Below are 13,019 nucleotides of genomic sequence, written 5' to 3'. Positions count from 1 at the left end.
ATGCGACACAACAGAGCGTGGTGGCCCTGGCTGATCGGAGCGGCAGGCGCCGGGGTGCTCGTCACGGTGGTGGCCCTCGTGATCGGCGCGGGCGCGCAGGCGGCGGCGACCTCGCTGAGCGTCCTGATCTCGGCCACGGCCGGTCTGTTCAGCTGGTCCTGGCACCGTTCCCGGCCGGCCGCCCCGGCCACCCGGACCGAACTGGAACAGGCCGCCGAGGCGCTCGCCGCCATGGTGCGCCGCCAGTGGACCGAGGAGGCCGCCGCCCAAGGGCTGCTGGATCCCCACCCGTTGGCGGTGCGCTGGCGCAGCGGCCAGACCGAGGCCGGGGACCATGTCCGGATGGTCGGCCGCACCGTGTCCGGCCGCAGCGACGACATCGCGTCCTTCGCCGCCGCCTTCCGCGCCCTGCCCCGCCGAAGACTCGTGGTCCTCGGCGACCCGGGCGCGGGCAAGACGGCGCTCGCGATCCTCCTCGTACGCGAGCTGCTGCGGGACCCCGAACCCGGCGAGCCGGTCCCCGTCCTGCTCGACCTCGCCCCGTGGAACCCGCGCCGCGAACCCCTGCTGGACTGGATGGCGCGCCGTATCCACGAGGACTACCCGGCGCTGCGCAACCACGAGACGTACGGCAGGGACGCGGCCCGCAAACTAGTCGCCGAGGGACGGGTCCTGCCGGTCCTGGACGGGCTGGACGAACTCCCCGCCGAGCTGCGGCTGAGGGCGATGGCCGCCGTCAACCACGCCATCGCCGTACACGGTCCGCTGATCCTGACCTCGCGGCAGGCCGAGTACCACCGCATGGTGACGGACACCGACGTGGTCACCGCCGCGGCCGTGGTGGTCGCGGAGCGGGTCGGGGCGGCGGACGTGGCCGAGTACCTGCGCAGCGCCGTACCGCCCCGGCGCAGCGCAGCCTGGCAGCCGGTCCTCGACGAACTCACCGGACGGCCCGAAGGCCCCGTCGCGCAGGCCCTGTCGGTGCCGCTGAACGTCTGGCTCGCCCGCACCGTCTACGCCTCGCCGAGCAGCGACCCGGCCGAACTCATCCGCTCCACCGACGCCGACAGCCTCCAGCACCATCTGCTGGACGCGCTGGTCCCGGCGGTGTTCTCCGCGGAACCGACGGCCGGGGACCCCTCGGTGCCCGACGTGCGCCGTACCGCCGCCACCCGGTGGCGGCCCGAGGACGCCCGGACCTCACTGAGCTTCCTCGCCGCCCACATCAAACGGCAGGGCACCGACGACATCGCCTGGTGGGAACTGCACCGGGCACTGCGCCCCTCGCCGGCCGGCCCCCTGTCCGGACCGGTCGCCGGATCCGTCGTCGGGCTCGGCGCGGGCTGCATGGTGGGTGACTACTTCCACTGGGCGCTCTCGCCGTTCGAGCGCTTCGTCGGCTTCCTCGTCATCACGCTCGCCACGGCCGTAGCCGCCACGGTCATGATCAGAATCGCCTACGTCGGCGGCGGCACCCGACCGGCGCTGCGCGCCCGGCGTCCCGTCTCCGTGGAGATCCCGCGCCGACTCGGCGTCGCGGTCGCCGTGTTGCTGCCGCTCGCCGTCGCGGTGGGAGCGGTGATCGAGCACTGGGCGAGGACGGCCGCCGGCACGGACATGGGCCTGGACATGGGCGTGGCCGCCTATACAGGGGTCAAGGCGGGTGCCGCTTGGATGCTGTTCATGGCGCTGCTGGCCCTCGGCGTGCTGTGCTGGGCGCTGTTGCGCCGCAGCGCGTCGACGCGCCCGCGCGCCCCGGGCCACCGCCGGGCCCAACTCCAGCGGATCCTGGTCTTCTTCGTGCTGTTCTGGCTGGGCGCCGAAATGGCGGGCTTCCTCGGGTATCTGTCGATCCGTCAGGTGATCGGGCAGTCGATCACGGACGTCTCGATCCTGAACCCGGCCGAGACCGTCGCCTTCGTCAACCGGCGGGCGGCCTTCCGTGCCTGTGTCTTCCTGCTGATCGCCGGGATCATGGCGGGACTCGACCTGCCGGGCGGCTCGTCGCGCCCCGCCCGCCTGGAGTTCTCCGCCCCGCTGCGCGTGCTGGGGGCGATGCTCCCCGCCTGTCTCGGCCGAGGGTTGCTGTTCGGCGTCGGACCTGCCTTCCTGCTCGCCGTCGTGACGCCGGCGTCACCGACCATCTCCTGGTGGGAGCGGCTCGCGGCCGCCTTCGCCTTCGGTGCCTTCTTCGGCGTGCTGTTCGGCATGGGCCTCGCCGTGCTGCGGTGGGCCCGGATGCCGGCCGACCTCGAACAGGAGACCCCGCAGTCGACGCTGCACGGGGACCGCACGGTGGCCGGCGCCCTGATGGTGCTCGCGCTGCTGCCCCCGCTGATCAAGTGGATCATCACGACCGAAGGGCATCTGGCGAGCAGCGAGAACCTCGCCGTGCAGGGCGTCGGCCGCTGGCTGGAGACCCTGGAGGCCAACCTGGCGATGGGGCTCGCGGTGGGACTGCTGGCGGTGTCGAGCACCGCGTGGTTCACCTACCGCGAGTCGGGGCTGCGGCTGGCCGCCGCGAAGCGGTTGCCGCAGCACCCGTTGTCGTTCATGGAGGACGCTCGGCTGCTCAGCGTGTTGCGGCGGGTCGGGCCCGTCTACCAGTTCTGCCACGCCGAGTTCAAGGACCGGATCGTCTCGGGCGCCACCGCGGTCGGTGACCTGACCCGACCGGGCGGCGCCCGTGTGTGACGGCCTAGTCGGACTCGTCCAGCCAAAGGCGGTTCTCCGCCTGGCGCTTGGCGACCTCGACCGGTGAAACCACCTTCATCTGAAGGGGATCGCCGCCCTCGGGGACCTCTATCAGGGTCCCTTCGGGCACCAGCATGCAGATGCCGCCGCACGGACACTTCTTCTTCTCGGCCCAGTCGGCCTGTTGTTGACCGAGGTCGAGGATCTCCTTGACCGTCCACTTGCCGTCGTCCCGGTGCGGCAGGGTCACGATGACGCCTCCGGCGTCGATCGAGAAGCCGTTCTGCGCGGATGTCGTCATGGGTCCACTCTCCTTGCGTGTGGGGGATGAAGTCCGCCTGAACAGGCGGCTCTTCGGCCCACGCTAGGCCGACCGATCACCCCTCGCCACCGGAGCGAAACGCACCGTCACCGCAATGGCTCCCGCCGCGCCGCCTCCTCCGCGCACAGCACATCCACCACCGCGGCGGCCGTATGGGCCCGTTGGAGGTCCCCGTCGAACGCCCCGCTGCGCAGCATGGGCCAGCCCTCGGAGAACCGGGCCTGCACCCGCGCGGCGACCCGCAGCCGACCCGAGCCGTCCCAGCGGTCCCCGAGGGTGAATTCGCCGAGCGGCGCCGGGGATTCCGAGCGGTCCGCCCGGACCAGTGCCATCAGGTACTCGGCGCAGTCGAGGGCGTCCGAGACCGCCCGGTCGCTGTCCGCCGCAGGTTCGGCCAGCACGTCCCGCAGCCGCCCGCGCAGCCAGGTGCTGTGCGCCGTCCCCACGAGGCCGGGCGGATACGGCCGGTCCAGCAGCGCGTTGAGCGACTCGCCTTCGCCGAGGACGTCCTCCGTGCGCAGCGCCAGCACCGCGGGCCGGGGCTCGGCCGCCGCCGTACCCGTCAGCACCGGCTCCAGCAGCAGTCGGCCGAACAGCTCGTCCCGGCCCGCCAGGGCAGCGGCACCCCCGGCCGCGGACAGGGCGAGCAGCGCCGGGTACAGGCGCAGTGCGTCGCCGTCCCCGGGCACGTTCAGCAGCCGCTGCACCGCCCGCACCCACACCGCCGTATGCGCCTCGGCCTCGTCGTGGAAGACGCCCACGGCCAGCAGATGCAGCAGGGTGTCGCAGTCGCTCCGGTACCGCGCCAGCAGATCCCGGTGCGCATCGGGCTCCGCGGGCCGTGCGCCGGGCGGATACCGGTCGCCGTCCGAGAGGCGCTCCACCACCCGCGCCGCCTCGGCGTCCACCAGCTCGTGCAGCGCGATCCGGCGCACCGGGTCGGGCAGCGCGCGCTTGAGGCGGGCCACGGACAGCTCGCGCGTCGGCGCGGGCTCCGTCAGGTGGTCCAGGGCCTCGACCCGGTCCAGCAGTCCGGGGAAGAACTCCTTCGCCGTCAGTCCCCGGACCACGACGGCACCGTGCCGGGCGAGGAGTTCGGCGGCCCGGCCGTGCACGCCGTGCGAGGCGGCCCAGAAGAAGGGGTACCGGCGGGTGGCGCGACGTTCGAAGCAGGCCGACAGGGCGTGGTCCCACTGTGCCGACCAGCCGCAGACGATCAGCCCGTACTCGTCCAGCACCTGATCCACCAGACCGGCCCAGGCCGCCGGGTACTCGCTCAGCTCGTGCTCGGTGTTGCGCGCCTCCAGGTCGGCCAGATCCCCGTGCAGCTTGACCACCGTGGCCCGCGCGTGCGCCAGCGGCGTCATCCCGCGCAGACTGTCCGGGCTGTGCACGACCTGCGGCTGTACGCCCGCGCCGGCCAGCGCCTGCTCGGTGAGCCGGTCGAAGTTGGTGGTCAGCACCACCCGCACCCAGCCCCGCGCCACCAGCCGGGCCACCGCGTGATGCGCCGCCCCGGGCCGCCTGAGCCCCTCCTCGCCCGGCTCGAAATAGCCGCGCAACAGCTTGTGCCGGGCGGCCGGAGTGTCCCCGAGGGCCTCCAGCAGCCCCGAGTAGCCGAGCGCCCCGCCGTCCCCGTGCCGGGCCCACCAGCCCTCCGGATCGGCGACGGCGAGCTCCTCGTCGGCACCCTGGGCGACGGCCGCCCGGCGCACCAGATCCGAGACGATCTCCCACCCCGTGGGCACCCCGGCGTCCCGCGACATGCCGGCGCCGAGGAGAAGGGCGTACACGCCCGGCCCCGCGTGCACGCACATGGCGAGCGAGACCAGGGGGTCGAGACCCCGCACTGCCGCTGCCGCTGCCGCCGTCGGCCTGTCGAGGTCGGTCATGCTTCTTACTCTGCGTGCCCCGAGCGCCCTATGTCTTCTGATATGGGACTGTCTGTGCGGGTATGGGTGATCCGACACGGAAGGACGCCCCATGACCACGCAGCCCGCGATCAACTGGCCCGACAAGTACCTCCCCGGCACGGGGGACAACTTCGTCTCCAACGAGGTGATCGTCCAAGGCCTCACCGCCGCCCAGGTCTGGCACCCCCTGACCGACACCGCCACCTGGGCCTCCTACCTGGACCACATCACCGCCATCGCCTTCCCGGAGGGCGGCGGCCCCGTACTGAAGGACGGCGTCCACTTCACCTTCGAGCCCGTCGGTGTCGCGTCCGTGAGCACCCAGTTCGCGCGGGTCGTCGAGTGCCGGGCCCCCGCGGAGGGCGCCGCGGGCCGCCTGTCCTGGACCGCGGAACAGGACGGCACGCCCGAGCAGCGGCTCGAAGTCCTGCACGGCTGGCTCGTCGAGGACCTGCCCGGCGGCCGGGTCCGCGTCCTCACCCAGGAGACGCAGATCGGCCGGATCGCCACCGACCTGGCCGCGCAGCTCCCCAACCCGATGCTCAACGCCCACCAGAACTGGCTGAACCGTCTGACCGACTTCAGCGCCGCCCATGGACGGTGACCTGCGTGGCTGGCGCCCCTGCCTGCTCGCCGGAGCGGTCTTCGCGGTCTGCATGGCCGGAACGACGCTCCCGACCCCCCTCTACGGCCTGTACCAGGACAAGTTCGACTTCTCCGAACTCACCGTCACGGTCGTCTACGCCGTCTACGCCTTGGGGGTCATCGGCGTACTGCTGCTTGCGGGCAACGCCTCGGACGCCGTGGGCAGACGGCCGGTGCTGTGGTGGGGCCTGGGCTTCGCCGCAGCGAGCGCCGTCTGCTTCCTGTTCGCCACCGCCCTGGGCTGGCTCTACGTCGGACGGCTGCTGTCGGGCCTGTCCGCGGGCCTGTTCACCGGGGCCGCCTCGGCCTACGTCATCGAACTTGCCCCGCGCGGCTCCTCACGGGGCACCTTCGTGGCGACCGCCGCGAACATGGGCGGCCTGGGCTGCGGCCCGCTGCTCGCCGGGGTGCTCGCGCAGTACGCCGACTGGCCGCTGTACCTGGTCTTCGTGGTCCATCTCGCCCTGGTGGCCTGCTCGGCCGCCGTCCTGCTGGGTCTGCCGGAGACCGTACGGGAGCGGCGGCCGCTGAACACCGTACGGCCGCAGAAACCCGGCCTGCCCCCGCGGGTGCGTCCGGTCTTCGGACCCGCGGCGGTCGCCTCCTTCGTGGGGTTCGCCCTGTTCGGGGTGTTCACCTCGGTCAGCCCGTCCTTCCTCGCCCACTCCCTGGACGTGCACAACCGGGCGGTGAGCGGATTGGTGGTCGCGCTGGCCTTCTTCGCCTCGACGGCCGGTCAGCTCGCCGTCGGCCGGGTCGGCGTGGCCCGGTCGCTGCCGCTCGGCTGCACCGCGCTGCTCGCCGGGCTCGCACTGCTGGCGGGCGCGCTGCGGTGGGATCTGCTGCCCCTGGTGGTGCTGAGCGCGATCGTCGGCGGGGCCGGGCAGGGGCTGTCGTTCCGGGGTGCGCTGTCCGCGGTGGCCGATGCCGCCGAGGAGGACCAGCGGGCGGCGGTGATCTCGGCGCTGTTCGTCGTGGCCTACGCGGGAATCTCGGTGCCGGTCATCGGCGTGGGCCTGCTGGTGTCGCCGATCGGTCTGGAGGGCGCCGGGCTGGTGTTCATCGCGTGCATGGCGCTACTGGTGACCGGGGCGGGCGTCTACCTGCTGCGCCGCCCGGTACCGGTCACGGAGCCGGGCGGCGTGCGCTAGCGTCAGCCCTCGTCCGACGGCCAGGTCTTGCGGACCGACTCCAGCCGCTCATAGGCGTCGTCGAACCAGGAGTCGACCAGCGGCACGGTCACCGTCACCGACGTCAGCGACATCGAGGGGTCCTTGACCGTGACCCGCGCCCGCTCCTCCGCCACGTCCCGCTCGATGACCATCGAGGGCCCGCGCGAGAACTCCCGCCACACGGCGTCCTGCCCGGCGTCGAGCGCGTCCAGCGCCTCCTGCCACTCCCGCAGTTCACCGGGGAAGACCCAGACCTGGAGAGCGCCCTTCACGAAGGGCGTGTCGATGACAAAGCCTCCGGTCAGCACATCGCCGTCCGCACCGCTGATCCTCAGCACGACGCTGTTGCCGTCCCCCTCCAGCCGCACCAGCTCGATCGGCCCGTCCGTCATCGGTTGCCCTCCCCGCCCGCTCATCGGGTCGAAGGATAGCCTTCGCCCACATCACCAGGAGACCAGCACCGATTCCGGCACGGGACCGGCCTTGATGGTCAGACTGTCCGCGGCGACACTGCCGTCGGTCCAGGTCAGTTGTGGCGTCTCGGTCCCCGTACGCCACACGCCGTTTCCGCCCAGAGCGAGGTCGGGGGAGCCTCGGTGCATGGGCGCGCGGGACGGGTCGACGTGCCAGATGAGAACACCGTCGCCCGGGAAGTCGGCGTCGTACTTGCGGCCCCCGGTGGGGGAGCGGCGTTCGAGGAGGAAGTACTCCGAGGCGCCGTGGCTCGGATGCCAGAGGATGACGGCGCCGTCCGGCCGCTCGGCGGAGATCTCCAGGACCAACGCGCTGCCGTGCGCGGTCAGTTGCACCCGCTCCGGCTCGCACCAGCCGAGCGCGAGCTTGTGCCAGGCGTCCAGATGGACGGTGACCTGGTCGTTGCTGAAGAACGGGTAGGCACCCATCAGCGTGAGCAGGTGGTTCATGTTCCCCGGGTTGTACATGTCTCTGGTGCCCAGGGAATGCGTCACCTCGTGCCCGATCTGGTAGAAGGGCGTGAGGGCTCCGGCGAACGCCAGGCTCAGCTCCATGGTCTTGGTGACGGACACCGGGAACACCCTGACGGTGAACGGCACGGACTGGGTACTGCGGTTGGCCGGCCAGCGATAGCGGTGGTTCTCCACTACCAGGACGACCAGCTCGTCGGCCGTGACCACCGAACTCGCGTCCACGTCCATGCCGAACAGCACGTAGGGGAACCGGCCCGCGATGCGCTCGGCCACCTTCTGCACGTGCGTCAGCTCGTCCGGGTTGCCGAACGCGCCCATGGGGACAGGCCCCAGGACACCGGCCCGGGTGAACCAGAAACGCCCGTTGGAGCACTCCTGAACGTATTCGGTCAGGCTTGCGGGGTTGACCGGTGTGGTCGTGAACGGCGGCGTGGGATGACCGAAGGCCAGCTTCTCGTAGTACTCCAGCGGGTGCTCGGAGAGCAGGTTCAGGAAGCCGTTCTGTCCGTCGTCGTCCCATTCCATGAGGACGACCACCAGGGGCCGCGGCCCGAGGGCCTTGCGGCCGCCGACCCGCATGCTGCCGTGGCCGAACTCCTCCAGCGTGGGGACGGGCGTCGGCGGCGGCTCGTGCGGCAGTGGTGCGTCACAGCCCGCCGCCTCCATCTGAGCCCGTACGTCGTCGATGCGGAGCTCCAGGAGTTCCGCACGTTCCTGGAGCTGTGCTCGACGGTCGCCGAACGGTTCCGTGAGCAGGTCGCCGAGGACCTGTTGAAGTTCGGTGGCGAGATCGCGGGCTCTCTTGCGCAGTGCTTTGCATGCCGCCGGTTCAGGCATGGCGTTCAGCCTTTCCGTCCTGCGAGCCTCTTCTACGACGCTACGCCTGACCTGCGCCGACGGCATGTCGGCCGGGCTGCGGGATCAGACCGGCGGCATCTCGCTCGGCGTGGAGTCCAGGCCGGTGCGGTGGTTGACCCAGGAGCCGCGGGTGAAGTCCGGGACGGAGACCGGACGGCCGCCCGCGGCAAGGGACTTGACGCTCAGCGGGATCGGAGCGCACCAGACCGCGCCGTCGTAGACGTCCATGTCCGGGACGAGGCCGGCGCGCATCTGCTGCACCGTGCGCCACTGAAGCACGTAGTCCATGCCACCGTGGCCGCCGTTGTTGGCCGCGTCGTCGCCGATCTTCACCCACAGCCAGTGGTCGAACTCCTTGCGGTAGGCGTCGAACGCCCGCCAGGTGTGACCGCTGTGGTCGGGCTCCAGATAGATCCGGCCCCCGCCCGCGGACGTCACTCCGGCGTAGTCCTCGAAGATCCCGCGACTGCCCGCGAGCGAGTTGATACGGCTGTACGGCCGGGGCGAGCTGACGTCGTGCTCGGCGCGGATCACCCGGCCCCGCGCGGTGTCGATAAGACAGGTGACCAGGTCACCGTTGATGTACGTCTCCTTCCAGCTCGGATGGGACTTGTCGACGAAGCGCTCGCGATAGTCGGCCAGTCCGCGCGGCTCGGTGGCGGTCGCTCGCAGCGCCGTCATCCGGTCGCCGCGGTTGATGTCCATCGCCGCCGCGATCGGGGCCAGACCGTGCATGGGGTAGAAGGACGCGGTGCTGCGGGTGTGCCACAACCTCCGCCAGGCGTCGGTGTAGTACGTGTCCGAGAACAGCAGCTCCCGCAGATCGTGCAGGTATCCGCCGTGGCCGTTGGTGACCTCGCCGAACAGCCCGTCGTGGGCCATCTTCAGCATCGCCAGCTCGTTGCGGCCGTAGGAACAGTTCTCGGAGAGGATCAGATGTCGGCGGGTGCGCTCGCTGGTGTCGACGAGATCCCACAGCTCCTCCAGCCCGGTGGCGATGGGCAGTTCGACGAGGACGTGCTTGCCGGCGAGCAGCGCCGCGCGCCCCTGTTCGTAGTGGAACTCCCAGGGCGTGGCGATGTAGACGAGATCGATGTCGTCCCGGCGCAGCATGCGCGCACAGGCGTCGGCGGAGCCGCCGTACTCGACCGGGCGCGGACGCCCCTCGGCGACGAGCTTGTCGGCGGTGCGTCTGGCCCGGTCGGCCCGGATGTCGCACACGGCGGTCACGGTACAGCCCGGAACGGCGGCCCACCCCGAGGCCATACCGTGCCCCCGGTTTCCGAGCCCGACGAGCCCGACGCGAACCGTGGGGTAGGCGCCGAACGGCACCCCGATCATCGACTTCTGCCCCGGCCGCCGCGACGGTGTTCCCTCAACGGCAGGTGCGGCGGCGGGGGTTGGCGCGGCGGAGGCCCCGGAACCCAGCCCGGCGACCACAGCACCGGAGGCCAGGGCCCCGCCCATGACAGTACGGCGTGAGACAGCAGCGTTTTCATGCATGGCGCGGATCGCTCCCTAATGCGTGGCGGCCGGCTGCTCTTGCTGCCGCACGACTCTGTCCACGCAAGCGCCGCGTGTCAATAGCTGCTCGAAAAGATGGAGTTACGAGCAGAATCGAGCAAGTGGGCTGCGAGTGGCTGGAATTGGCCGCAGTGGCGGACGCCTTGCGCCGGGCATGCAGAACGCCCCGGGCCGGAGGGGCCGCGGGGCGTTCTGTACTGCTGACTTGACGCTGTGTCAGCGGGTCAGTACCTCGCTGATCTGGGCGCGCACCACGTTCCGCGCGTCTGCGGGGAGCGCGCCGATGTCCGTGGTCTCCACGGTGTGCAGGACCGTCTCCACGTCCGTGTCGCAGGGTGCGGTCGCCGTCAGGAACTCGTAGCCGTCGCGTACCGACACGCGCAGCTGCCGCGTGCCGTCGGAGTCGGCATGCACCGCTGTGGCGACGACGAAGGGCGGCGGGCCGCCGGGTGCGGCGTCCTCCTTGAAGTAGCCGCTGGCCAGGGGGGTTTGCCAGGTGAGGCTGAGGAGGATGGGGCCCTTCGCCAGGAGTTCGGTGAGGTCGGTGTCGTAGACGCCGGCCGCGTCGAGGACCGTGGCGCGGGCGTTCAGGACCTGGGCGGCGGGGAGGAGGCAGCGCAGGGTGCTGCCGACTATGTTGCCGCCGACGGTGGCGGCTCGGCGCACCGCGCCGGTGCCTATCGTCGAGGCCGCCCGGCGCAGGACCTCCGGTACGCGGTCGTCGATGCGGTGCAGGACCACCGCCGAGCCCAGGGTCTCCGGGCCGAGGACATTGGCCTCCGGGAGGTTGCGCAGCGACATGGCCTGCTCGGGGAAGCCGTCGCGCTGGAAGGTCGCCCACACGAGCGTCGCACCGCCGATCGGCAACGCCCCCTCGGCGGAGTGCTGTTGTACCTCGGACACGGATGTGGGCAGATGCAACAACACGGAGCGGCCTGCTTTCCCGATGGACACCGTTCAAACGCGTACCGCATTCTCCCCGCGCCCTCGGGGGCGCATGCAGGGTTCACGGGTTCACTCCTCGCGCCCCTGAGGCACTACGCGCGCCGGGCCGCTGCTCCTGCGCACCACGAGTTCCACGGGCGACCGGGTGCCGATCTCGGCGAAGTCCGTGCGCACCGTCGTCAGCGGTGGCAGCAGCGATTTTCGGGCTTGGGGCGGGGGCCTGGATGGCTGGACTATCTGTACAGGATCTGGACGTGTAGTCTAGACGTGTGAATGTCGAGCATGAGCAATCGGCCCTGGAATCCGAGCAGGACGCGATCATCGCGGCGCTGGCGCCGGTCGTCGACGGGCTCGTGGCGACCTTCGGGCCGTTGTGCGAGGTGGTTCTGCACGACTACCGGCAGCCGGAGCGGTCCGTCGTCGCGGTCGCCGGATCGGTGACCGGGCGGGCCGTCGGCGGGGCGATGAGCGAGATCGGCATGCGGATCGTGGCGCGTGGTGCCGAGGCGGGCGACGATCTGAACTACGTCACCCGGACCCGGACCGGCAAACTGGTCAAGGCGTCCACCATGGTCCTGCGGGATTCCCGCGGAGAGGTCTTCGGCGCCCTCTGCGTCAACCTGGACGTCACCGCCGTCAACGAAGCCCACGCCCTGCTCGGCGCCCTCGCCGGTGTCGGCCCGGCCCCCGTCGAGGCGCCGGTCACCGCCTTCGGCAATGACATCGACTCCGTCGTCGACGCCATCCTCGACGCCCACCAGCTCCGCCAGAACCGCGGCTGGGCGGAACTGGACCGCGCCCAGCGCCTGGCGCTGTTCCGCGGTCTGGACGGGCGGGGCGTGTTCGCCGTGCGGCGCGCGGTCGAACAGGTCGCCGCCCGGCTCGGCATCTCCCGCGCCTCCGCCTACAACTACCTCTCCCAGGCGCGCGCCACCACCGGCCCGACTTCCGACTCCGACGGAGGAGAAGCGTGACGACCACCCCACCCCTCATCACCCTCGACGACATCCGCGACGCGGCCGCCCGCCTCAAGGGCGTCGCCCACCGCACCCCGGTGCTGCGCTCCCGCACGCTCGACGCACTCGTCGGCGCCGAGGTCTTCCTCAAGTGCGAGAACTTCCAGCGCGTCGGCGCCTTCAAGTTCCGCGGCGCCTACAACGCCGCCTCCCGGCTGACCCCGGAGCAGCTCGCCCGGGGCATCGCCGCCTACTCGTCCGGCAACCACGCCCAGGCCGTCGCCCTCGCCGCCCGTGAACTCGGCACCACCGCCGTGATCGTCATGCCCGAGGACGCCCCGCCGTCCAAGCGGCGCGCGACCGAGGGCTACGGAGCCGAGATTGTCACCTACGACCGCTACACGGGTGACCGCGAGGCCATTGCCAAGGCTCTTGCTGCGGAGCGGGGACTCGCCCTCATCCCGCCCTACGAACACCCTCATGTCATGGCGGGACAGGGCACGGCCGCGCTGGAACTCCTCGAAGAGGTCGGCGAGTTGGACGCGCTGCTGACGCCGGTCGGCGGCGGTGGGCTCATCGCCGGATGCGGCACCGCCGCCAAGGGGCTGTACCCCGGGCTGCGGCTGATCGGCGTCGAGCCCGAGGCCGGGGACGACACCAAGCGGTCCCTGCAGGCGGGGCGGCGCATCGAGATCCCGGTGCCGAAGACCATCGCCGACGGCCAGGCCCTGCACATCCCCGGCGAACTCACCTTCTCCGTCAACCGACGGCTCGTCGACGCCGTCGCCCTGGTCGGCGAGGACGAGATCCGGCAGGCGATGCGGTTCGCGTTCGAGCGGCTGAAGATCGTCGTCGAACCGAGCGGCGCCACCCCACTGGCGGCCCTGCTGAGCGGCAGAGTCGAGCATCTCCCGGCCCGTGTCGGAGTGATCGTCTCCGGAGGCAATGTCGATGCCGGGCGGTTCGCCGAGCTTTGCGGGACGGCGGCCTGAACGGTCGTCCGTCGAATGGCGGCACCGGGTGGCCGGGCGGACGATGGAGTA

11 protein-coding genes are annotated in these 13,019 nt (G+C 71.5%); 5 read left to right on the top strand and 6 right to left on the bottom strand.

All coding sequences use genetic code 11. The features are described 5' to 3' along the window. Positions 1-2,694 (top strand): NACHT domain-containing protein, encoded by a 2,694-nt coding sequence (locus BN159_RS42715; RefSeq protein WP_015655932.1) that lies wholly within the window; start codon positions 1-3, stop codon positions 2,692-2,694. A 4-nt stretch (positions 2,695-2,698) separates the two neighbouring features. Here the strand turns inward: BN159_RS42715 and BN159_RS05535 are convergent, their stop codons facing one another. Both BN159_RS05535 and BN159_RS05530 read right to left on the bottom strand, forming a co-directional pair. Beyond that, entirely contained in the window at positions 2,699-2,995 is a 297-nt protein-coding gene (locus tag BN159_RS05535; RefSeq protein WP_015655931.1) for a hypothetical protein, read from the bottom strand. Between the two features lie 107 nt (positions 2,996-3,102). Continuing rightward, positions 3,103-4,908: an SIR2 family protein gene (locus BN159_RS05530; RefSeq protein WP_015655930.1), complete on the bottom strand. Its 1,806-nt coding sequence runs from the start codon at positions 4,906-4,908 to the stop codon at positions 3,103-3,105. A 91-nt stretch (positions 4,909-4,999) separates the two neighbouring features. Here BN159_RS05530 and BN159_RS05525 point away from each other — a divergent pair, with 91 nt between their 5' ends. Both BN159_RS05525 and BN159_RS05520 read left to right on the top strand, forming a co-directional pair. Next, positions 5,000-5,533: an SRPBCC family protein gene (locus BN159_RS05525; protein ID WP_015655929.1), complete on the top strand. Its 534-nt coding sequence runs from the start codon at positions 5,000-5,002 to the stop codon at positions 5,531-5,533. Next, a complete protein-coding gene (locus tag BN159_RS05520; protein ID WP_015655928.1) occupies positions 5,523-6,725 on the top strand; it encodes an MFS transporter in 1,203 nt (400 codons plus the stop codon). Before BN159_RS05525 ends, BN159_RS05520 begins: the two co-directional genes overlap by 11 nt. Before the next feature lie 2 nt (positions 6,726-6,727). On the opposite strand, the gene BN159_RS05515 is transcribed toward BN159_RS05520, so the two are convergent. The 4 genes from BN159_RS05515 to BN159_RS05500 form a co-directional block, all read right to left on the bottom strand. Next, on the bottom strand, positions 6,728-7,138 hold the full coding sequence (locus BN159_RS05515; protein ID WP_015655927.1) for a DUF5959 family protein: 411 nt from the start codon (positions 7,136-7,138) through the stop codon (positions 6,728-6,730). Between the two features lie 51 nt (positions 7,139-7,189). After that, positions 7,190-8,530 (bottom strand): metallopeptidase domain-containing protein, encoded by a 1,341-nt coding sequence (locus BN159_RS05510; RefSeq protein WP_015655926.1) that lies wholly within the window; start codon positions 8,528-8,530, stop codon positions 7,190-7,192. An 84-nt stretch (positions 8,531-8,614) separates the two neighbouring features. After that, entirely contained in the window at positions 8,615-10,054 is a 1,440-nt protein-coding gene (locus BN159_RS05505; RefSeq protein ID WP_041818837.1) for a Gfo/Idh/MocA family protein, read from the bottom strand. Between the two features lie 237 nt (positions 10,055-10,291). Further along, entirely contained in the window at positions 10,292-11,002 is a 711-nt protein-coding gene (locus BN159_RS05500) for an FAD binding domain-containing protein (RefSeq protein ID WP_015655924.1), read from the bottom strand. A gap of 287 nt (positions 11,003-11,289) precedes the next feature. Here BN159_RS05500 and BN159_RS05495 point away from each other — a divergent pair, with 287 nt between their 5' ends. Together BN159_RS05495 and BN159_RS05490 are read left to right on the top strand one after the other, a co-directional pair. After that, positions 11,290-11,994, top strand: coding sequence for a helix-turn-helix transcriptional regulator (locus BN159_RS05495; RefSeq protein WP_015655923.1), 705 nt, complete (start codon positions 11,290-11,292; stop codon positions 11,992-11,994). Beyond that, positions 11,991-12,968: a threo-3-hydroxy-L-aspartate ammonia-lyase gene (locus BN159_RS05490; RefSeq protein WP_015655922.1), complete on the top strand. Its 978-nt coding sequence runs from the start codon at positions 11,991-11,993 to the stop codon at positions 12,966-12,968. The genes BN159_RS05495 and BN159_RS05490 overlap by 4 nt, the downstream gene beginning before the upstream one ends. Positions 12,969-13,019: the final 51 nt, after the last annotated feature.

It is taken from the genome of Streptomyces davaonensis JCM 4913 (assembly GCF_000349325.1).
In the GTDB taxonomy this organism is placed as follows: Bacteria; Actinomycetota; Actinomycetes; order Streptomycetales; family Streptomycetaceae; genus Streptomyces; species Streptomyces davaonensis.
Note: the sequence above shows the minus strand (reverse complement) of the source record. Positions and strands in the feature narration are given on the sequence as shown.

Bases quoted from the DNA above. Each gene is read 5' to 3' on its own strand.
- BN159_RS05510 (WP_015655926.1), bottom strand. From the start codon at position 8,530: ATGCCTGAACCGGCGGCATGCAAAGCACTGCGCAAGAGAGCCCGCGAT.
- BN159_RS05535 (WP_015655931.1), bottom strand. From the start codon at position 2,995: ATGACGACATCCGCGCAGAACGGCTTCTCGATCGACGCCGGAGGCGTC.
- BN159_RS42715 (WP_015655932.1), top strand. From the start codon at position 1: ATGCGACACAACAGAGCGTGGTGGCCCTGGCTGATCGGAGCGGCAGGC.
- BN159_RS05505 (WP_041818837.1), bottom strand. From the start codon at position 10,054: ATGCATGAAAACGCTGCTGTCTCACGCCGTACTGTCATGGGCGGGGCC.
- BN159_RS05530 (WP_015655930.1), bottom strand. From the start codon at position 4,908: ATGACCGACCTCGACAGGCCGACGGCGGCAGCGGCAGCGGCAGTGCGG.
- BN159_RS05520 (WP_015655928.1), top strand. From the start codon at position 5,523: ATGGACGGTGACCTGCGTGGCTGGCGCCCCTGCCTGCTCGCCGGAGCG.
- BN159_RS05515 (WP_015655927.1), bottom strand. From the start codon at position 7,138: ATGACGGACGGGCCGATCGAGCTGGTGCGGCTGGAGGGGGACGGCAAC.
- BN159_RS05525 (WP_015655929.1), top strand. From the start codon at position 5,000: ATGACCACGCAGCCCGCGATCAACTGGCCCGACAAGTACCTCCCCGGC.